This window comes from Pseudoalteromonas sp. SS15 (assembly GCF_049257195.1).
Taxonomy (GTDB): Bacteria; Pseudomonadota; Gammaproteobacteria; order Enterobacterales; family Alteromonadaceae; genus Pseudoalteromonas.
Genome location: NZ_JBMMUD010000002.1, coordinates 187,089 through 207,965 on the forward strand (window position 1 = coordinate 187,089; position 20,877 = coordinate 207,965).

16 protein-coding genes and 1 tRNA gene are annotated in these 20,877 nt (G+C 41.2%); 4 read left to right on the plus strand and 13 right to left on the minus strand.

The window, feature by feature from the left end:
* The first annotated feature begins 60 nt into the window (after window positions 1–60).
* Window positions 61–2,730 (plus strand): ATP-binding protein, encoded by a 2,670-nt coding sequence (locus tag AAEU28_RS05005; RefSeq protein WP_421963215.1) that lies wholly within the window; start codon window positions 61–63, stop codon window positions 2,728–2,730.
* Between the two features lie 15 nt (window positions 2,731–2,745).
* Here the strand turns inward: AAEU28_RS05005 and rimI are convergent, their stop codons facing one another.
* The 5 genes from rimI to guaB all read right to left on the minus strand — a co-directional run bounded on the left by rimI (window position 2,746) and on the right by guaB (window position 6,961).
* The gene (rimI, locus tag AAEU28_RS05010) at window positions 2,746–3,198 is read right to left on the minus strand and encodes a ribosomal protein S18-alanine N-acetyltransferase (protein ID WP_421963216.1); all 453 of its coding nucleotides are present in this window, start codon (window positions 3,196–3,198) and stop codon (window positions 2,746–2,748) included.
* A complete protein-coding gene (locus AAEU28_RS05015; RefSeq protein WP_421963217.1) occupies window positions 3,188–3,514 on the minus strand; it encodes a hypothetical protein in 327 nt (108 codons plus the stop codon). Before AAEU28_RS05015 ends, rimI begins: the two co-directional genes overlap by 11 nt.
* A gap of 64 nt (window positions 3,515–3,578) precedes the next feature.
* Window positions 3,579–3,655 (minus strand) — tRNA-Trp (locus AAEU28_RS05020).
* Window positions 3,656–3,803: 148 nt separating this feature from the next.
* Window positions 3,804–5,378 carry a glutamine-hydrolyzing GMP synthase gene (guaA, locus tag AAEU28_RS05025; protein ID WP_390441720.1) on the minus strand — a complete coding sequence of 525 codons (1,575 nt, stop codon included), beginning with the start codon at window positions 5,376–5,378 and terminating at the stop codon, window positions 3,804–3,806.
* Between the two features lie 113 nt (window positions 5,379–5,491).
* A complete protein-coding gene (guaB, locus tag AAEU28_RS05030) occupies window positions 5,492–6,961 on the minus strand; it encodes an IMP dehydrogenase (RefSeq protein ID WP_421963218.1) in 1,470 nt (489 codons plus the stop codon).
* 132 nt (window positions 6,962–7,093) lie between these two features.
* On the opposite strand from guaB, the gene xseA reads away from it, so the two are divergent.
* Window positions 7,094–8,464 carry an exodeoxyribonuclease VII large subunit gene (gene xseA, locus AAEU28_RS05035; RefSeq protein ID WP_421963482.1) on the plus strand — a complete coding sequence of 457 codons (1,371 nt, stop codon included), beginning with the start codon at window positions 7,094–7,096 and terminating at the stop codon, window positions 8,462–8,464.
* A gap of 27 nt (window positions 8,465–8,491) precedes the next feature.
* On the opposite strand, the gene cysE is transcribed toward xseA, so the two are convergent.
* The 5 genes from cysE to AAEU28_RS05060 form a co-directional block, all read right to left on the minus strand.
* Window positions 8,492–9,313: a serine O-acetyltransferase gene (gene cysE / locus AAEU28_RS05040; RefSeq protein ID WP_138482628.1), complete on the minus strand. Its 822-nt coding sequence runs from the start codon at window positions 9,311–9,313 to the stop codon at window positions 8,492–8,494.
* 218 nt (window positions 9,314–9,531) lie between these two features.
* A complete protein-coding gene (locus AAEU28_RS05045) occupies window positions 9,532–10,722 on the minus strand; it encodes an amino acid aminotransferase (RefSeq protein WP_421963219.1) in 1,191 nt (396 codons plus the stop codon).
* Between the two features lie 120 nt (window positions 10,723–10,842).
* The gene (locus AAEU28_RS05050; protein WP_421963483.1) at window positions 10,843–11,511 is read right to left on the minus strand and encodes a GAF domain-containing protein; all 669 of its coding nucleotides are present in this window, start codon (window positions 11,509–11,511) and stop codon (window positions 10,843–10,845) included.
* A 240-nt stretch (window positions 11,512–11,751) separates the two neighbouring features.
* Window positions 11,752–13,416, minus strand: a complete 1,665-nt coding sequence (locus tag AAEU28_RS05055; RefSeq protein ID WP_421963220.1) for a SpoIIE family protein phosphatase — start codon at window positions 13,414–13,416, stop codon at window positions 11,752–11,754.
* 18 nt (window positions 13,417–13,434) lie between these two features.
* On the minus strand, window positions 13,435–13,740 hold the full coding sequence (locus AAEU28_RS05060) for an STAS domain-containing protein (RefSeq protein ID WP_058030687.1): 306 nt from the start codon (window positions 13,738–13,740) through the stop codon (window positions 13,435–13,437).
* Window positions 13,741–13,941: 201 nt separating this feature from the next.
* Here AAEU28_RS05060 and AAEU28_RS05065 point away from each other — a divergent pair, with 201 nt between their 5' ends.
* Window positions 13,942–14,271: a stress response translation initiation inhibitor YciH gene (locus AAEU28_RS05065; RefSeq protein WP_421963221.1), complete on the plus strand. Its 330-nt coding sequence runs from the start codon at window positions 13,942–13,944 to the stop codon at window positions 14,269–14,271.
* A 13-nt stretch (window positions 14,272–14,284) separates the two neighbouring features.
* On the opposite strand, the gene AAEU28_RS05070 is transcribed toward AAEU28_RS05065, so the two are convergent.
* Entirely contained in the window at window positions 14,285–17,245 is a 2,961-nt protein-coding gene (locus AAEU28_RS05070) for an EAL domain-containing protein (protein WP_421963222.1), read from the minus strand.
* A gap of 346 nt (window positions 17,246–17,591) precedes the next feature.
* Between AAEU28_RS05070 and AAEU28_RS05075 the strand changes: the two genes are divergently transcribed.
* On the plus strand, window positions 17,592–18,743 hold the full coding sequence (locus tag AAEU28_RS05075) for a chorismate mutase (RefSeq protein WP_421963223.1): 1,152 nt from the start codon (window positions 17,592–17,594) through the stop codon (window positions 18,741–18,743).
* A 250-nt stretch (window positions 18,744–18,993) separates the two neighbouring features.
* Here the strand turns inward: AAEU28_RS05075 and tyrA are convergent, their stop codons facing one another.
* Window positions 18,994–20,130 (minus strand): bifunctional chorismate mutase/prephenate dehydrogenase, encoded by a 1,137-nt coding sequence (gene tyrA / locus AAEU28_RS05080; RefSeq protein WP_421963224.1) that lies wholly within the window; start codon window positions 20,128–20,130, stop codon window positions 18,994–18,996.
* A gap of 360 nt (window positions 20,131–20,490) precedes the next feature.
* On the minus strand, window positions 20,491–20,850 hold the full coding sequence (gene rplS, locus AAEU28_RS05085) for a 50S ribosomal protein L19 (protein ID WP_058030692.1): 360 nt from the start codon (window positions 20,848–20,850) through the stop codon (window positions 20,491–20,493).
* Window positions 20,851–20,877 lie beyond the last annotated feature (27 nt).

A 20,877-nucleotide genomic window follows, 5' to 3' on the forward strand; every position in this document is an offset into this window, starting at 1 on the left:
TACTTGGGCTTTGTTCCATTATGCTAACAAGAAGAACATTTAGGACGTTATTTAAATCGCATGAAAACCAGCAAGTTAAGTATAAAATTATTATGGTACATCACTCCATTAGTGATTTTACCTTTGCTGTTTTTAGGTGGTTTCACCTTAACTAACGTTACTAGCTCAACACAAAAACAAGCAAAATTAACGGTAAGTCGATTTGTTGAACAGCAACATCAGAAAATGTTCAACTATATTGAAATCTACCAATCGACCACCAAACTACTCTCAACTTCTCCTGTATTAAGCGATTTTCTTGCCAAAGATTTTGAAACACCTTTTGAAAAAACCGCTCGGCTTGGCGCTTTAATGGATGTATTCGCCAGTTACAGTGATGCCTACCCTGACATATTAAGTATTAACCTAGTTTCACCTGAGGGTGAATCAAAAGCGTACTATGCGAATAATTTAAATCAGGCACCACAAAGTTATCCGTTTTTTGAGCAAGTAAAAAATAGCAGTATGCGACAACAGAAATTCATGGTGCCGACTGAAAACAACACCACGCATATCTATCTTGTACGACAAATTTTCAGTGTTGATTACCAACTGAAAAAACCGAAACAACAAGGTTTTATCATAGTTCAAGTTGACCCGTCAGTGATACATTCCAGTATCTTAGAGTCACCTTATAACAATACCCTTAACCTATTAATCACTCAGCAAGGTGAAATCTTATTCAGCTCAGATCCGAGCCTTTATGCGCAATCATTGAACGTCGAAGAAACTCAACAAATACAAGAAACCGCAGAGCGCAGTACACTAAAATCTATTAAATTGTCGAGTGTAGATAACATCGAACGTATGGTTTATGCGGTGCAATTAAGTGGTGGTTATTATTATTTATCGAGCATTCCGAAAGCACTGCTGTATCAATCAGGCAAAGCAATTAGTTTGATCACGGCATTAATTGTTATCTTGTCGGTGATAACCCTCCCTATTTTGATTTTTATAGTGGTAAGGAACCTACTTTTAAACCCAATTGAATTACTTGGCGCTGCCAGCCATAAGGTCGGTGATGGTAATTTATCAGTCTCTTTACCTGAACAAAGCAACGATGAAGTTGGACTTTTATTTAGAGACTTCAACCACATGGTAAAACAGATCAGAGATTCTCAATCTGAACTTAAAACCTATAAGTTACACCTAGAAGAAATGGTTGATGTTCGTACTGAGGAACTTGAACAAACAAATCAACAACTCGAAATTGCTATTAGGGAAGCTGAGCAAGCGAGTGATTTAAAAAGTCGCTTCTTAGCCAATATGAGTCATGAGATCCGCACCCCTCTGACTGCGATTATGGGTTTCACCGAGCAGTTGATTATCAACCCGCAAGCGACCGCGAATCGAAACCACTTGAGCACGGTACTGCGAAATTCAAAGCACTTGTTAGAGCTGATAAATAACATCCTAGATTTATCTAAAATAGAAGCAGAAAAACTTGATGTAGAAAATCGTCCATTCAAACTTCAACCTCTACTTGAAGACGTTGAGTCGATCATCGCGCCTCTAGCTCAGGAAAAGCAGCTGTCTTTTTCGATGGACTACCAATTTCCGTTGCCGCGCTCCATTTACAGCGATATCACTCGCTTAAAACAAATCTTATTAAACATTACCACCAACGCCGTGAAGTTTACCGAGTACGGTGGCATACGTTTAAGCGTGCGATTTATTCACCAAAGTCAAAGTGTTGAGTTTATCATCGAAGATACTGGTATCGGCATGTCTGACAGTGAAATAAAACGCGTCTTTAAACCCTTCGAGCAGGCTGATAGCACCACCACACGCCGCTTCGGTGGAACCGGTCTAGGTCTATGTATTTCTAAAAATTTAGCCCAGCTACTCGGCGGTGATGTAGAAGTAATGAGTGAGCAAGGTGTGGGCAGTAAGTTTACCATTCGTGTTTTAGCAAACTTCCCGAATGGCGACTACCAACTTATCAATAAATTGGAGGAGTCAGCACATATCCCTGATGCCTCACAAGAGCTTGCAGCAACCCAGTTTGATGCCAATATTCTACTGGCCGAAGATAACCCTGATAACCAAGAATTGATCTGCCTACTACTTGATGCATGGGGAATTAAGCCGGATATAGCCAATAACGGCGCTGAAGCAGTTGAGAAAGCGTTAGTTAATGATTACCAACTGATTTTGATGGATATGCAAATGCCTGTCATGGGTGGCCTTGAAGCCACTGAAATGCTCAGGCACGCGGCCTACGATGGCCCAATCATAGCACTCACGGCAAATGTCATGAAACATGATGTTGAGTCTTACCTTGCTGCTGGCTGTGATGCAACCTTGGCAAAACCAATCGATAAGAAGCAACTTGGCCAAGTACTTTTAGAGCACCTACAGATCCAGGCCGCGAGTCAATCTAAGTGGGATTCCCTATTAGCCAGTGAAAAGTTTGTACAAATCAACAAAAATTACATGGAAAAGCTGCCTGACTATCTTAAACAAGTGCAAAACTATTATGATAATCAGGAGTGGGAGTCGCTCAGAGCACTAGCTCATAGCTTAAAAGGTAGTGCTGGCTGCTTTGGCTTTATGAACATTCACAGCGCTGCTGAAGAGCTTGAAAATAGCTTAATGACCAATCAGCAGGCTCAGTGGCAGTACACGCAATTGAATCTATGTGAAGCCATCAAGTACACCTTGGCGCAACAGCAGCAAACTGTGAATTAAATGGCATTAGCGCTTTTAAAAGAAGCTTCTCGCCATTAACACTGCGTGCTCTTTACCCTCTTTCGCTGGGTAATAGTTTTTCCGTAAACCCACTTCTGAAAAATCGAACTTTTGATAAATTGCAATCGCGCTTAGGTTTGATTCTCTTACTTCTAAAAAACAGTTTTCAGCTTGGCGTTCTTGCGCCTGTTCCAACAAGTGAACCATAAGCTGTTTTGCATAACCCTGCCCTTGATATGCTGGGGCAACACAAATATCCATAAGAGTATGATCTGGCCCAACTTGCTCAGCAATATAAAAACCAACCAATTCATCACCTAATAATAAGCCCGCATTATAGTAACGGCCTCCTAAACAGGATTGCATGGTTTTAGCACTCCAAGGAAAGCTATGGCATGCCTGTTCAATATCCATAATGGTTTCAAGCGGCATGTCATTAAGCAAGCCCGCAACTATTTTACTTGTCATGTAATAACTTCCATAACGCACGTTTGTGCTCAACCGTGAGGTTCACAGAAGGAAGAGTAAGCACGTTGTTCTGCAGCTTGACCCTATCGCCCTTTATTATTTCTGCAAAGCCTGCGGGCTGTAGCAATAATAAATCAGCATGTAATTGATAAGCTAGGGTTAGTAACTCATGTTGCTCAGTTTGCTGCTCAGAAGCTATTAAAGGCATCTCTCTGTGATCAGTCGAGTTCATTTCAGACTCAGGTGTCTCTGGAGCAAAATGTGAATTGAGTTTAAGTGGTGTAATACCTAAAACATCAGCATGCAATGCGCGCATAGTTAAATCTTGAAGAATTTTTTTAGAATATAAAGGTTTGTAGCAGAGAAAGCAAAGTAAGAAGTGGCAGGGGCGGCAGGACTCGAACCCGCAACCATCGGTTTTGGAGACCGCTGTTCTACCAATTGGAACTACGCCCCTGCAATGACGACGCATTATAGAGAGGTTTTTTTAAAGGTAAAGTAAAAATTTCAAAAAAATGTTTAACTGCGGCTTAAATAAACAAAAAGGCGAATATTTTATCTATTCGCCTTTTTAATCATCAAATTAGCAATGAACTACTTGCTCATTATTCCCATTCGATGGTTGCAGGTGGCTTACCAGAAATATCGTAAACCACGCGTGAGATACCATCGATCTCGTTAATGATGCGGTTTGATACCAGACCTAAGAAATCATAAGGTAAGTGTGACCAACGCGCTGTCATAAAGTCGATAGTTTCTACACAACGAAGTGATACGACCCAGTCGTATTTACGTGCATCACCCATTACGCCAACCGATTTAACCGGTAGGAATACAGTGAATGCTTGCGATACTTTGTGGTAGATGTCTGCTTTATGTAGTTCTTCAATGAAGATAGCATCTGCACGACGAAGTAAATCACAGTATTCTTTCTTGATTTCACCTAGTACACGTACACCTAGACCTGGACCTGGGAATGGATGACGGTAAAGCATGTCGTAAGGTAAACCTAACTCAAGACCAATCTTACGTACTTCATCTTTAAATAACTCACGAAGCGGCTCAACTAGACCCATTTCCATATCGTCAGGTAGACCACCTACGTTATGGTGAGACTTGATCACATGCGCCTTACCTGTTTTAGAAGCCGCTGACTCGATCACATCTGGGTAAATTGTACCTTGTGCTAACCATTTCGCATTTTTCAGCTTTTTAGACTCAGCATCGAACACGTCAATGAACGTATGACCGATTGCTTTACGCTTATCTTCTGGATCTGAAAGACCTGCTAGGTCATTTAAGAACTGCTCTTCAGCATCCACTTTGATGATGTTCAGACCGAACTTATCACCAAACATATCCATTACTTGCTGACCTTCGTTTAAACGAAGTAGACCGTTATCAACGAATACACAGGTTAGCTTCTTACCGATTGCACGGTGGATAAGCATGGCTACTACTGATGAATCAACACCACCAGAAAGACCTAGAATAACCTCATCATCGCCCACTTTTTCTTTGATACGAGCAACTGCATCCTCGATGATTTGGCTAGGTGTCCATAACTTTTCACAACCACAGATATCAATTACAAAACGCTCTAAAAGGCGCTGACCTTGCTGTGTGTGTGTTACTTCTGGGTGGAACTGAACGCCGTAGAAGCGTTTTTCTTCCCAAGACATAGCTGCATGTGGACATGTTTCAGTCTTTGCAGATGTAATGAAAGTTTCAGGGATCTCGATAACTTTGTCGCCGTGGCTCATCCACACGTCTAGGAAATCAGAACCATTCTCGATGTGATCTTGAATGTCTTCAAATAGTTTACAGTTACCTAGTTTTTCAACACGTGCGTAACCGAACTCTTTCTTGTCTGAGCTTTCAACTAGGCCGCCTAACTGCATCGCCATAGTCTGCATACCGTAACAAACACCTAATACAGGCACACCTGCATTAAATACGTACTCAGGAGCACGTGGGCTGTTTTCTTCTGTCGTTGACTCAGGGCCACCAGATAAAATAATACCTTGTGGGTTGAATTCACGGATCTGCTCTTCCGTTACGTCCCAAGCCCAAAGCTCACAGTAAACACCGATTTCACGAACACGGCGCGCGATAAGCTGCGTGTACTGAGAACCGAAATCTAAGATCAAAATGCGGGAATCGTGGATGTCTTTGCTCATTGATAATCTCGTTGGTTAGAAAACGATAAGTTTAGTAAAGCACAAAAACGAACTTTACCTAAAATTAAGAAGGGCTAGCCTGAGCTAGCCCAATTTTTAATATGCGTTGCGCATTAACCCATACGGTAGTTAGGCGCTTCTTTGGTGATCTGTACGTCGTGAACGTGTGACTCACCCATACCTGCAGACGTTACTTTAACGAACTGAGGTTTTGTATTTAGTTCAGCAATCGTTGCACAGCCAGTTAAGCCCATTGCACTACGGATACCACCCACTTGTTGGTGAATTATCGTTGCGATAGGACCTTTATATGCAACACGACCTTCGATACCTTCTGGTACCAATTTGTCTGCTTCATTTGATTTTTGGAAGTAACGATCTGAAGAACCTTCTTTTTGGTTCATCGCCCCCAAGCTACCCATACCACGGTAAGACTTGTAGTAGCGACCTTGGTAAAGCTCAACTTCACCTGGAGACTCTTCAGTACCCGCAAGCATAGAGCCAACCATTACACATGATGCACCAGCCACAAGTGCTTTTACGATATCACCAGAGAAACGGATACCACCATCAGCAATCACAGGGATGTCACGGCCTTTTAAGCCTTCAACAGCATCAGAGATAGCAGTAATTTGCGGTACACCACAGCCTGTAACGATACGAGTAGTACAAATTGAACCTGGGCCAATACCAACTTTAACTGCATCAGCACCAGCGTCAGCTAGCGCAATCGCGCCTTCAGCTGTTGCAACGTTACCGGCAACGATTTGTAAATCAGGGTATGCTTCACGTGTTGCTTTAACACGGTCAATAACGCCTTGAGAGTGGCCGTGTGAAGTATCGATAAGCAGCACGTCAACACCCGCTTCAACAAGTGCTGCGATACGCTCATCAGTACCTGCACCAACGCCAACAGCAGCACCTACACGAAGACGACCTTGCTCGTCTTTACATGCATTCGGCTTTTCTTGTGCTTTTTGGTAATCCTTAACTGTGATCATGCCTTTTAATGCAAACGCATCATCAACTACTAAGATTTTTTCAATTCGGTGCTCGTGCATCAGACCTAAGATCTCTTCACGTGCAGCGCCTTCTTTAACTGTCACAAGATCGGCTTGTTTCGTCATTACTGAAGAAACAGGCTTATCTAGTTGCGTTTCAAAACGCATATCACGGCTAGTTACGATACCTTCTAGTTGGTTATTCTCACCAACCACAGGGAAACCTGAGAAACCTTTCTCTTGTGCAAGCTCTAGCGCACCTTCAATTGTCAGGTCAGCTGTCACAGTGACAGGGAAAGATACAATACCCGCTTCGTAAGCTTTTACCTTACGAACATTTCTCGCTTGCTCTTCAATCGTCATATTCTTATGAACAAAACCAATGCCGCCTTCTTGTGCTAGTGCAATAGCAAGACGCGCTTCAGTTACAGTGTCCATTGAGGCAGAAACAAGAGGTAGGTTTAAATCAATACCACGCGTTAAACGCGTTTTTAAATCAGCGGTATGAGGTAATACAGTTGAGTGTGCAGGGATGAGTAGCACATCATCGAAAGTTAGGGCTTCTTTTGCAATTCTTAGCATGTTTGCGGTATCTCTCACGTGGAATTGAGTAATAGGAATTGCGTGCGAATTTTATCAGCGTTGCTTTAGTGAGTAAATCTTTTTTTCAAAAAATATGCTAAAGTTTCGCGGTAATTTTTTCAGAGGCCAATGATGACATTCTCAGTTTCTTCAGCTCCACAGCACCAAGTTTATTCAGTTTCAAAGCTAAATAAAGAAATTCGCGGCATTTTAGAGCAAGGTTTTGCTTCTTTAAGGCTAACCGGAGAAATTTCTAACTTTGTTGCACCAGCATCTGGCCACTGGTATTTCTCTTTAAAAGATGACAAAGCACAAATTAAGGCCGCAATGTGGCGAGGTAATAACCGTTACAGCAAATACAAACCCAATAATGGTGCTCAAGTGGTTGTTACGGCCCGCGTCTCTGTGTATGAACCCCGCGGTGAATATCAACTGATTGTTGAGCATATGGAACCTGCTGGTGAAGGCCAACTGAAACAACAATTTGAAGCACTCAAGTTACAACTTGCTGCTGAGGGACTATTTAGCAGTGCACATAAACAACCTCTGCCAACACAAATAAGAAAAGTAGGTGTGGTTACTTCTGCCACTGGCGCGGCAATTAAAGACATTTTGACGGTAATGAAGCGCCGCGCACCACAACTTGAAGTCATTGTATACCCAACCCAAGTTCAAGGCAGCGATGCACACCTGCAAATTGCAGAGAAAATTCGTTTGGCAAATATCCGAAATGAAGTCGACGTGCTGATTGTGGGACGTGGTGGCGGCTCGTTAGAAGACTTATGGTGCTTTAACGAAGAGCATTTAGCCCGCGAGATATTTACCAGTCGCTTACCTATTATCAGTGCGGTGGGTCATGAAATAGATACCACCATTGCAGATTATGTTGCTGATTTAAGAGCCCCTACCCCATCAGCAGCCGCTGAACTAGTCAGCCCAGATCAACATGCGATTAAAAAACACATTATTGAAAAGTACGCACGCTTAAGTCATTTAATGCTGAGTAAAATCAAAGAAGCGAAGCAAACTAACAATGCGCTATTACAGCGACTCAAGCTGCAACATCCAAATAGTCAACTACAGCAACAAGCACAGCGTTTAGACGAGCTTTCGATGCGATTACAACGCGGTGTGCATGCTCAGCTCAATCAAAAAAATAACCAACTGAGTTTGCTGCAACAAAGGTTCCAACATCAACACCCTGAACGTCGACTTTCTCAATCAAAAGATGCGCTTCAGCAGTTAGAGCAAAGATTATTGAACGCACAAAATAAAAACCAACAGGTGGCACAGCAACAGTTAGCCATGCTAGCGGCAAGACTTGAAAGCATCAGCCCACTGGGCGTGTTAGCGAGAGGCTATTCAATCACGAAAAAAGGCGAGCATGTTGTGAAATCGATTGGACAAGTAAAAGCAGGAGAAACTCTTGTCACTCAAGTCCATGATGGTGAAATTCACACTACAGTTAAACACACTCTAGAAACAACAAAGGCTGCACAATAGCAGCCTTTGTCATTATGTATAAACGCTTTATAGCATAGCGCTGGTATAGGATTCGTTTTCTAAAGACACTTCATCTTCTAAGAAGTTTTGATCCATCGATTCTGCAGGACAAGGACAATTCGGCTTACCAACCACTTTAGCTGGGATACCTACAACTGTTGTATGAGGCGCCACTGGGTTTAATACCACTGAACCTGCACCTATGCGTGCGCCTTCTCCAACTTCGATGTTACCCAGTACTTTTGCACCTGCCCCTATCAATACACCCGCTCTGATTTTCGGGTGGCGATCGCCTTGTTCATTACCCGTACCACCGAGTGTCACAGATTGTAAGATTGATACATTGTCCTCGATTACCGCGGTTTCACCAATTACGATGCCAGTAGCGTGGTCAAACATAATGCCATGACCGACTTTACAAGCAGGATGGATGTCAACGCCAAAAACTTCAGAGGTACGGCTTTGGATGAAACGTGCGAGCTCTTTGCGGTTCTGACGCCAGAGGCAATGTGCAAGTCTGTGTGCTTGGATTGCATGAAAACCCTTCAAGTTCAAAATAACAGTTAAATAACTATCGGCCGCAGGGTCACGATCTTTAACTGCTTTTATATCATGAGCAACATGAGTCAACATTCTGTCGCAATCAACAAAAGCTTGGTCGAACAATTCACGAATTGTAAAAGCCGAGACCACCGCATCTGCAAGCTTGTTTGCAACAATAAAACTTAACGCAGAGCCTAAACACTCGTGATTTAAAACACTCGAGTAAACATGACTTGCCAAAAGTGGCTCTCTACTTACTAACTCTGTTGCTTCTTGGCGAAGCTGCTGCCAAATTTCATGACGCATAAACATACCTTACAGACTGACATTGGGCGGATTGTAACGGTTACATAAACCGTACGACCAGAAAATGCTGGGAACATCTTCTACTTACTTATAACAAACTGCACTAAAACAGGCAATTTGCGAGAGATTCGCTATCTACTTCAACACAAGAGAAAGTACAATCTAGAAACAAAAATGCCACTTATCAAAAGTGGCATTTACTTAAGCGTAATGCTTAATTATTTTAATACTTCAGCTACCGCCTTTGAGAAGTACTCAATGTTAGCTTGGCTCACGCCAGCAACATTTACACGGCTAGAACCCACAATATAAATTGCGTATTCTTTTTGAAGGCGCTCGATTTGCTCTTTATTAATACCTAAGAAAGAGAACATACCGTTTTGCTTATCAATGAAAGAGAAGTCTTGTGCTACACCTTGAGCCGCTAAACTATCTTTGATCAATGTACGTAGACCATTAATACGGTTACGCATTTCATCAAGCTCATCATGCCACTCTTGTGCTAGTTCTGTACTACCTAAAATCGTATTTACGATATCTGCACCATGTGCTGGCGGCATCGAGTAAATACTACGAACAACGCTTAATAATACCGAGTTAGAAATATCAGCATTTGCACTGTCTTTAGCAATGATTGAACATGCACCGATACGCTCACGGTAAAGGCCAAAGTTCTTAGAACATGAAGAACAAATGATCAGCTCATCAACTGCATCTGCTAATAAACGTAAGCCTTTTGCATCTTCGTCAAGGCTTGCACCAAAACCTTGGTAAGCAATGTCGATTAATGGTGTGAAACCTACTTCTTTTGCAAGTTCAGCAACAATTTTCCACTGCTCTTCGTTTAAGTCCATACCGCTTGGGTTGTGACAACAAGCATGTAAAAGAACCACATCGCCTTTAGGTACTTGTTTAAGCGTGTCGATCATTTCATCGAACAACAAGCCCTTATTTTCGTAGTCATAATATGGGTATTCTTTAACTGTTAGGCCCGCTGCTTCAAATAAGCTGATGTGGTTAGCCCAAGTTGGTGTTGTTACCCATACTGTCGCATCTGTGTTACAACGCTTGATGAATTCAGCAGCAACACGTAGTGCACCTGTACCACCTGGTGCTTGTGCAGTGCGAACACGGTTTGCAAGTAATGTACTGTGCTCACCTAATAGCAGGGTTTCCATTTTCTGACAAAAATCTAAATTACCAGCAAGACCAATGTAAGACTTAGTGGTTTCGTTTTCTAAACGAAAAGCTTCAGCTTTCTTTACAGCTCTTAGTACAGGGGTATTACCTTGCTCATCTTTGTAAACACCAACACCAAGATCGATTTTATTAGGGTTAGTATCTTGTTTGTAAGCAGCCATAAGACCCAAAATTGGATCAGTTGGTAACGGTTTTAATTCTGAGAACATAGGTCATCTCTTAATTTAGTTATTTGTCAGTGTGCCCAGCAAATGCGCAGAGTATTTACAAGGCATAACCAGGGGTTAAAACTGCGTTAATAGTAACATAAAATTTTAAGAACTCGAGTGCTACGAACGCGGTAAATACTGAGGAATTCTAATACAGGCGGCAACTAAAACTGCCAACACCTGTTCATCAAAAATGCCAGTTGAGAACGCCTCGGCATCGATGATCCCTGTGCAGCCTGAAATGTTATCAAACATAGGTAAACATGCTTCAGATTGAACTTTAGGATCACAGGTATAATACTCACCACCTTGTGCTACATATTCAGCGACATCATTCACAACTCGACCTTTAGAAGATAAGGCAACTTGTACGTTATTACTTATCTTTGCAAAGTCTTCTGTAAGCGGGAACAAAGGACGGCTTGGTGCACCATGGTAAGCCAGTTTAAGTAATTGCTCACCTTCAGGGGTTAAAGTATTTGCATAAATACCAAACCAATCGACCTGTGTTTTATCAACAACGAATCGCACAATCGCATTGAGCTTTTCCAAGAACACTTTATTTTCTTGGTTATTATTGAGATAGCTTTCTAACTCAAAAGGCGCATCTTGTAGTTGACCAAATAAACTGCAGCTTCCGCCTTCCCCTAATTCAGGGATCAAATAAGACCAAACCGCATCCGCAGTGCCTTGTTCAGAGTTTAGAAATGCATCTAATTCTGCTAGCGCTTGCTCAACAAGTGAAGGCGATGTCGTTACGCCCGAAAGTGAAAGATAAGAAGAAATCATTTTAGCCATCCAAACATCCAGATACCCGAAACTTAACACACAAAATCAGCTTTGCAAAGGTACAAAGCCAATTCATTGAGAAACATTAAAGACCAGTGAAAGTTAGAAATAATTTCGGATAAAAATTTTTTTAGCAGATAGGTATAGCGCTAGGGCTTATTTGACTTTGAAATATGACTTTTTCGAAGCAAAAGTTATATACACTTAATTAAGAGGTTCAGTAATCGCCTAAATACTCAATCAAGAAATATAAGGATTGTTATTTAATGAGTATATAAGCTCAACACAATTTCCAGTCTCATTATAAGACACCGAATGAGCTATTTCGTTTAGTAAGCCAACCCCTCTACCATGCTCTTGGCATAAAGAAGCCGTGCTATCTTCTTTTACATGAAAACCAGTACCAGAATCTGTAATGGTAAATCTAATGTGTTGATGCTGAGGTTCGTAATTTGCATTTATTTCGATCTGAGCTGCTTGCAACTTTGCCAAGGCCTCTTCACGCATTTGGTAGAAAATAAAAAAACCATCTTCTTGATTTTTGATCTCTGAATCTAACCCCAACACCCCATGATCTAATGCGTTATTATAGGCTTCAGAAAGCAGTAGAAAAATATTTGAACGGTGATTATCAACCCCTTCAACCGTACTTAACATATTTACCAGCTCTAAAATGGGGTCATTTCGTTTCATTTGTTCTGCGTTTAGCACAACGTGAAAGTCAAATGGCAACTGAGAGTAACTCACCTCCGAATTGATAACCAGCGGATTCGCAACACAGTTTATAATTGCGATACTCAAGTCATCTTGTTGCTCACTGTGACCAGAAAACTGATGTACTTGAGCAATAATATCTTCGGTGCCGATATTTGATCTGCTTGCAAGCGTCGCTTTTAAACGCTCTTCACCAAACATTTCACCTTGTTTACTTTCTGTCTCGACAATGCCATCTGTTGCCATAACAAGCCGGTGAGCGTCATTAACCTCAAAATGAACAATATTCCTCTCGAACTCATCAGCTTCTAGAATACCCAATGCCATATGCTGTGACTCAAGGGTTTTAATTACCTCCCCGCTTTTATCTATTAAATAGATATCCGGTATGCCACCTAACCAAGCTGAAACACTACGCCCTGATTCACTTAACTCTATGATCGCTGCAGCACAGAACATATGACCAGGTAATAACTCTGCCAATGCATTATTTAATTCGTAAGCGATGTCACTCACCGCCATGCCTTTCGCCACCATTGCATAGAAAATACGAGAGGCTGGTAAAGCCCCTACTGCAGCAGCTAAACCATGACCAGTAAAATCCCCCAGCAGACAATAGAAACCACCGAGCGGACTCTGTGCCATTAAAAACATGTCGCCATTGAACATAGACGCTGGAGATAGATGGAAGTCACAAATGTTTGGAAAGTTTTTTTGCTGCGAGAGCGCATTGCTAAAAATGTGCTCTACAATTTCATGCTCACGCTCAGTTTGGTTGTAGTGGTATTCGAGCTCTTTCTTTTGTCTATTAGCTTCTTGGCTTAAACGACGTGTTCTTGCATGCGCTTTAATTTTGGCTGAAAGAATGATTTTATCGAAGGGTTTGTGGATAAAGTCATCACCACCCACCTCAAGGCATTTTTCAAAACTTTGGTGATCTTCAAGCGCTGTAATAAAGATAATCGGTAAATAAACATCCCCGGCTTGCTGCTTGATAAGTGGTGCCGTTTCAAAACCATCCATTACAGGCATCATTACATCAAGCAAAACGATATCAATAGAGTGCTCGTTTAACTTTTCAAGCGCTTGTTGTCCATTGCTTGCAAGCTCGACCAGATAATTTTGTTGCTCGAGCATGGTTTTAAGCAAAGTACAGTTTAAGGGTTGGTCATCAACGACTAAAATACGCAAGGTAGGATCTAATCTAAATCAGTCGATATCAAACTTTTTGTCAAAACGCGAGATTTGCAATATTTTCTTTAGTTGAGGACGACAGTTACTAATTGTAATACTCGACACAGATTCACCCAACGTTTTCTTCATATTTAAAAGCATACCAAGGGCAGAACTATCCATATAATCAGTTTCTCGCAAATCGATAATCACTTTATCTGTTTGCCCATCTACCTCAGCATACGCTTGACGGAAAGACTGAACCAAATTGAAATCAAACTTTCCCTTTATCTGTATCGTCAACGTTTTGCCATCGGCAGAAGCGCTCTTGCTCAAACTCATTATAACCTCCTAATATGGTTCGAATTTGTTATTCATCCGTTGTCCTTAAATATAACTTGTTTAGAAATAATCGCCAAAAAATATCGAACTTATTATCAAAATTTATTTAAATGCATAAAAATCATACCATTATCAAGATGTGTTCAATGCACTCTACGAAACTGCTATTATTCAGGGATGGAAACAAAAGAGCACTGAAAAATGTCTGAAAATAACCTTGTTTATTCAACTGAATTTGGCCGTATTAAACCTGAGAGCGAAAACAATGAACCTGAAGTCCGTCTTTTTAAAGATGGGGCCGTCCGCATTGAAAGGCAAACCAAAGGTCGTAAAGGGAAAGGCGTCATGCTGGTTGTTGGTATTGACCCGTCTGAGCATGATTTAAAGAAACTCGCTAAAACACTAAAAAGTAAAATGGGTCAAGGTGGTGCAGTAAAAGAAGGTGTCATTGAAATACAGGGAGATGACCGTGACAAGCTTAAACAAATACTAGAAGTGATGAAGTTCAAGGTCAAAATTGCGGGGGGCTAATAACCCCCTTTTGTTATTGTACTTTAAAGACTTCAACAGCCTCTTCAGGAATAGGTGGACTGTAGTAGTAACCTTGTACTACATAACAGTTATTATTCGCTAAGAAATCTACTTGCTCTTTCGTTTCAACCCCTTCAGCAACCACTTCAAGATTAAGCTTTTGTGCCATCGCAATAATAGCCGCAGTAATTTCCATATCATTCGGGTCTTCAGGAATATCTTTCACAAATGAGCGATCTACTTTTAATATATCAACTGGGAAGCGTTTTAAATAACTCAATGACGAATAACCCGTACCAAAGTCATCAATAGATAAAGAAACCCCTAAGGCCTTAATTTGGTGTAATTGAGAAATTGCTGCTTCAACATCTCCCATAAGCATACTCTCAGTCAGCTCAAGGTGAAGTAATTTAGGCGGCATATTTGTTCGTGCTAACACATCAGACAACACGCGTTTCATATTACTATCTTTAAACTGTCTCGCAGACAGATTAATTGACATGTTTCCAACTTTGCCTTGCTGCTGTAACTTTACCGAGAAGCGACATGCGGCCTCGAGTACCCACTCTCCCAGCTCAACGATTAAACCCGTAGCTTCAGCTATTGGAATAAATTTACTAGGCGGGATAGGTCCTTGCTCTGGATGCTCCCAACGAATTAGGGCTTCATACCCAACCACCTCATTACTTCGGTAATCAACCTGTGGTTGGTAATGCAAAGTGAATTGATTATCGCGAATAGCCGAGCGCAGTTCATTTTCTATATACAAGCGCTCGTTTGCTGCTTCATCTAACTCTTGAGAATAGAAATGGAACGTGTTTCGCCCTTTGGCCTTTGCCTCATACATGGCTAAGTCGGCGTGTTTAAGTAATTGCTCTTCTTCTTTACTGTCAAAAGGCGCAAGCGTAATACCAATACTGGCACTGACAATCACTTCATTATTGCCAAGTTTAATTGGCACATTCAGTGTGCGCTGGATCATCTGAGCCACATCCATCGCATTATCTCGTTTCTCAATGCCACTTAACAGTACGGCAAATTCGTCACCACCTAATCGTGCTATCGTATCTTCAGCTCTTAGGCGGGTTTTAAGTCGGTCGGCTACTTCTACCAGTAGACGATCGCCTGCATCATGACCCAAAGTATCGTTAATACGTTTAAATTCATCCAAGTCAAAGTAGAATAACGCAAATGCGTAGTGACCACGTTCAGCTAATGCCATCGACTTTTTCAACTGCATTCTAAAGAAGGTACGATTGGCGAGGCCTGTTAACGTATCAAAGTAAGCCAACTCCTCCATCTTTCGCTGACTCTCTTTAACGAACGAGATATCCTGAGCTGACGCCACATAACTTGAAATGTGACCGCTTTCATCACGAATAGGTGAAATACTCAAGCTCACCCAAATAGGGTCATTTGTCACCCCTTGCAGGATGGTATCACCACGCCAATAATTTCGACTTCGTAAATCTAAATCGATGTCTTCAATAAGAATCGACATTTCTTTGGAAATAATGCTCAATAAAGGCTGTCGGGCATAATGTGCTTCATTGTAGCCAGTCATTTCTTGCATTTTTGGGTTTACGTATTCGATTTGAAAATGCTCATTGGTGATCACTACCGCAGTACCCGAGAACTCAACTGCTTTAGATAATCTATCAGCCGCTTTTTGCGCTATTTCTTTTTCCGTAATTTTATTGTTTAAACCCGTTACTAAGGTTTTAATTTCTTTACCCATATCATTGAAAGTGGCATTTAGGAGGCCAATTTCATCATTATTATTAGGCATTGCGGGCATATCCCATTGGCCTCGACCAAAGTCTTTTACTGCACTGACCGTATTATTTATACGCTGTAGCACCAGTTTATAAAGCACTTGATGCAGTAAAAGAGCAACGAACATCGCATATAAAACAAATAAACCAAAGAACTTAACTTTTAGCTCTTCTAGTGCGGCAAGCGCCGAATCACGCTTTTTGTAAATACCAACATACCAACCTAACTCTGTGAGTTGAGTGACATTGATGAGATGTGTTTCACCTTTTAAGTCAAAGATTGATTGTCTATCAGGCAATTTTAACTTCAATGTATCATCAACAACCTTTGCAAGTTCTGGCGTTAATTCATTGCGACTGATAGCAGAGCCCGTATTAAAGATTTTTTGTAGATTTGGCGCAGCAAGAATATTGCCCTGCCCATCAAAAATTAAATATCCCTGATTCGTAGTTGGTACTGGCAGGTGTTTAAGTAGGTCTACCATACTAATATCTGTCCCTACGAAACCTTGATATTCCTCTTCAAAATAAAGAGGTACAAGAATACTGATGACCCATTTGCTCCATACATCGTCGTAATGCACTTTTGACCAAACCGCTTCTCGTGTCGGGTTTAGCTCTTGTTTAAGTTGAGCAATGGTTTGGCCATCAAACAAACCTTTTTTAGGGGCTGCGTTCAAAAGCGTATTGGGCGGAGAAATTCTGACAAACTGATTATTCGTCACCATGTAAAAGTTAAAAAAGTCTTGCAATAACGGTGGTGCAATAATATCCCATAGCGCTTCTGAGCGAGCAAAAAACTGCTTTTGCGCTTCGTTTAAAGACTCTCCGGTAAAATAGGCAGCCGTTAACCCATTCGATGCGGTACTGCGGTAAGCGCCGTCTCTAAATTGTATTGGAGAGGGAGAATGATTCTGAATGGTCTGTTCATCATAAAAAAGATGTTTAGTTACAACAGCACCAGTTTGTTCAGACAGACTCTTTTTTAACTCAAGATAGTTAGTGAATTGATTTATGACTTGGGTGCTAAAGCGCTTTAGATCTGCATACTCTTCAAATACAAGCTGTTTTTCTTCTGACTTTAACATGAAAGCAGCAGCAAAAATTCCCGCAACCAAACACACCGCCGAAATTAAAATCGATAGTTTGACGCTTAAAGAATTAAAACCAAACCTTGAAGGGGGTCGACGATTGACCACTGCTAAACCCTTATTAAAATTGTTATTTTTATATCGATATCGTTTCCCCAATATATCAGAATGTTTTCCTTTTCGCCAAGTTAGGGGCCTACAATCTAGCAACAAATGAGAAAAAATTACCAGTAAAGACTAAGGTAGTGCTTGTATGCACTTACCCCCTGTGTTAATAATGTATTCAATCTATTAAGTAATTCTTAATTAAACAATGACAAATTCTATTACTCGCAAAACTTATTTCTTTTTTAGCTTCTTTTTTAGATGAAGAGGCTTACCTGTTTGCGCGTGATTACGAATAGATAAGCCTCCCAACTGGGAGGTTTTTTTTTGCCGCTGGGAGTGAGGACCTATGACAGAAAATACTTTAAATGCTTTACGCAAAGATATAAATGAGATCGATTCAGACTTAATGGTGTTACTGGCAAAACGCCGTCGTATTAGCCATAGCGTTTTGGAATATAAAATTGCGAACAATAAACCGGTTCGTGACGAAGAGCGTGAACAAATTTTACTAGAAAAACTGATTAACTATGGTAAGTCGCTCGGTCTTGATGCGTTTTATGTAAACAGTGTTTTTCAAACTATTTTGGAAGATTCGGTTTTAAATCAACAGGCGTTATTACAAAAGAGTTTAAACCCTGATTCATTAAGTGATACGCATCGTGTTGCTTATTTAGGTGGACAAGGCTCTTATAGCCAACTCGCTTGTCATAAATACTTCAGCCGCCGCCCTGGTAAGTTAGTTGAGATGGGCTGCCAAAGTTTTGAACAAATCACTCAGCATGTTGAAAAAGGTCAAGCCGATTATGGTCTTCTGCCAATTGAGAATACCAGCTCAGGCAGTATCAACGAGGTATTCGACTTACTTCAACATGCCCAAGTGACCATAGTCGGTGAAGTTACTCACTCTGTTGAACACTGCTTATTAGCTGCGCCAGGTACTGAACTCAGCGACATTCAAAAAATCTTTGCTCACCCTCAGCCATTTGCGCAATGTAGCCGCTTCATTCAAGGGTTAGATAATGTATTACATGAAACTTGTGATTCGACATCAAGCGCCTTAAAGCAAGCATCAGAAACACCGAATGGCGCTGCAATTGGCTCAGCGCAGGCAGGTAAAAATGTCGGCCTAGAAGTTATCAAAGCTGGACTTGCAAACCAAACTGAAAACCACAGCCGCTTTATAGTTGTAGCGCGTAAAGCATTGCAAGTGTCAACTCAGATCCCAACCAAAACCAGTTTAATTATGGCAACCAAACAGCAGGTTGGTTCTTTGGCCGATGCGTTAATGGTATTTAAAGCCCATAACATCAATATGGTGAAATTAGAATCACGCCCTGTGCCTGGCAACCCTTGGGAAGAAGTATTCTATGTTGATTTACTTGCCAATACGGCAGAAAAGCATGTGCAAAATGCCCTAGAAGAGCTTAAAGATCACACTCAATTTGTGCGTATTTTAGGGTGCTATCAAAGTGAGTCTATGCAAGCCGTTGAAGTTTAAAAGTAAACGATTAAGTTAACTGAAAAAGGCACTTTTCTGAAGTGCCTTTTTAATACCAATCTGCTTAACTAAGTGGTCTATTTTGAGGCTAGAAAACCTTGTTGAAAGCAAGGCAAATATTTCGTTATTTAGTTGTTCTAAATGAGAAATCTTTAACGCAGCTATCATCAGGTTTAATCCCTCAAAATGATTAAGTGTTATTGCGGATTGGTATAATCTCAATCTTTATTAAGAAGTGCTCATTTAAGCGCTATATATCTAATACCTTTGCGTCATTGGCTTTATTAAGCAAACCCCGACTTTGCTTTAAGAACTGCTCTGCACAGCCCGAGAAATAATGTTTTGCCTCTGAGAACGAATCAATCAATGCCGCTTTGTCACCCGCTTTCAGTTTATCCAGTGTCAATTCAAAGGTTTCTTGGTAACTCGCTAATAACCCTTCTACATCATTAAATTGCGCTAACATAATGTCTGAATATAACTCTGGGGACTGAGCAAATAGCCTGCCGACCATCATTAATTCAAGCTGGTATATGGGTGAAGAGCAGCTTCGTAGTTCTTCTAATGTATGACACTGTTTCGCCAAAAATTGGCCATAGACGAACGTGGTTAAGTGACGCATTACCTGAATGATCTGCATGGCTTGGTCATGCTTTTTTGCATCCATTTCGACTAGCTGGCAACCCCATACTTTTAACTGCTCTAGTAGACCTGAACACGCCTCAGACATTCGCCCTTCACAGACCACAACAGTTTGCTTTACCCAATGAGAAATATCAGGGCCAAACATTGGGTGAAGGCCAACAACTGGACCTGTATGCTTATCCATAAGCACTTTCAAAGGCGCTTGCTTAACGGAGGTAATATCAACTAAGACACAGTCATCAGGTAAAGCTGGCAATGACGAAACGACTTCTTCTAAGGCGTTAATTGGCACACTCACAAGCACTAATTTAGCGCCAGTTAATATTGTTTCAGCATCGGCTTGTTGCGCTCGGTCCAAAATACGAATCTCATACCCTGAGCGAGTAAGCTGCTTAGAGAATAACTGACCCATCGCCCCTTCACCACCGACAATCACGACAGGAGATAACTCAGGCGCTTTACAGGCTAACTTACTTTGCTGATTTTCGTATGCTTCACGCATCATGCGCCTAAGCATATCTTCAACTAGATCTGGGTTTACGTTGTGCTCTTCAGCCTGCTGTCTTCTCGCTTCGATCAAAAGGCTTTCTCTGTCAGGGGCGTGTAAAGATGCACCTATCTCTTGTTTGATAGCACCGATTTGAGATGTTAATGCGTTGCGTTTAGCAAGAAGTTGTACGAGCTGACTGTCGCATTCATCAATGCCGGCTCGAAGTTGTGCTAATGTTTGCTCACCCGTCATAACTGTAAACTTTTATAAACACCAGTAAATAAATAATTACAACTAGTCTAACAGGATGGTATGACAGATAAAAGTGAAGGGATGAATTAATTTTATACCAATCCTCTTAATTAAGTGATCTATTTTGAGGCAAGGAAAACTCGTCGATAGCAAGGCGAAAATTTTGCGGTTTAGTTGTTCTAAATAAGAAGTTTTTAACGAAGCTAGCGTCAGTTTTAGTCCCTAGAAATGATTGAGTATTATTGAGGGTTGGTATACGTCTATGACATCACAAAGTGCGATATGTTTTTTTTGGGCATATAAACCAAAACAGGCCACTCAAAGAGTGGCCTGTTTTTAAAGCGTAGTAAAACGCGCGTATTAGTTAAGTTTTTCTTTAATACGTGCTGATTTACCTGAACGCTCACGTAGGTAGTAAAGCTTAGCGCGACGAACTGCACCGCGACGCTTAACTGTGATGCTATCTACTAGTGGGCTGTGCGTTTGGAATACACGCTCAACACCTTCACCGCTCGAGATTTTACGAACTGTGAAAGCTGAGTGTAGACCACGGTTACGCTTAGCGATAACAACACCTTCAAAGGCCTGTAGACGCTCTTTGTTACCTTCTTTAACGCGTACCTGTACAACAACTGTATCACCAGCGCCGAACGCAGGTACGTCTTGCTTAAGCTGTTCAGCTTCAAGCTCTTTAATAATATTTTGGTTTACTTTTGCCATTTTATTTCTCACATTCCTAGGTGTAAC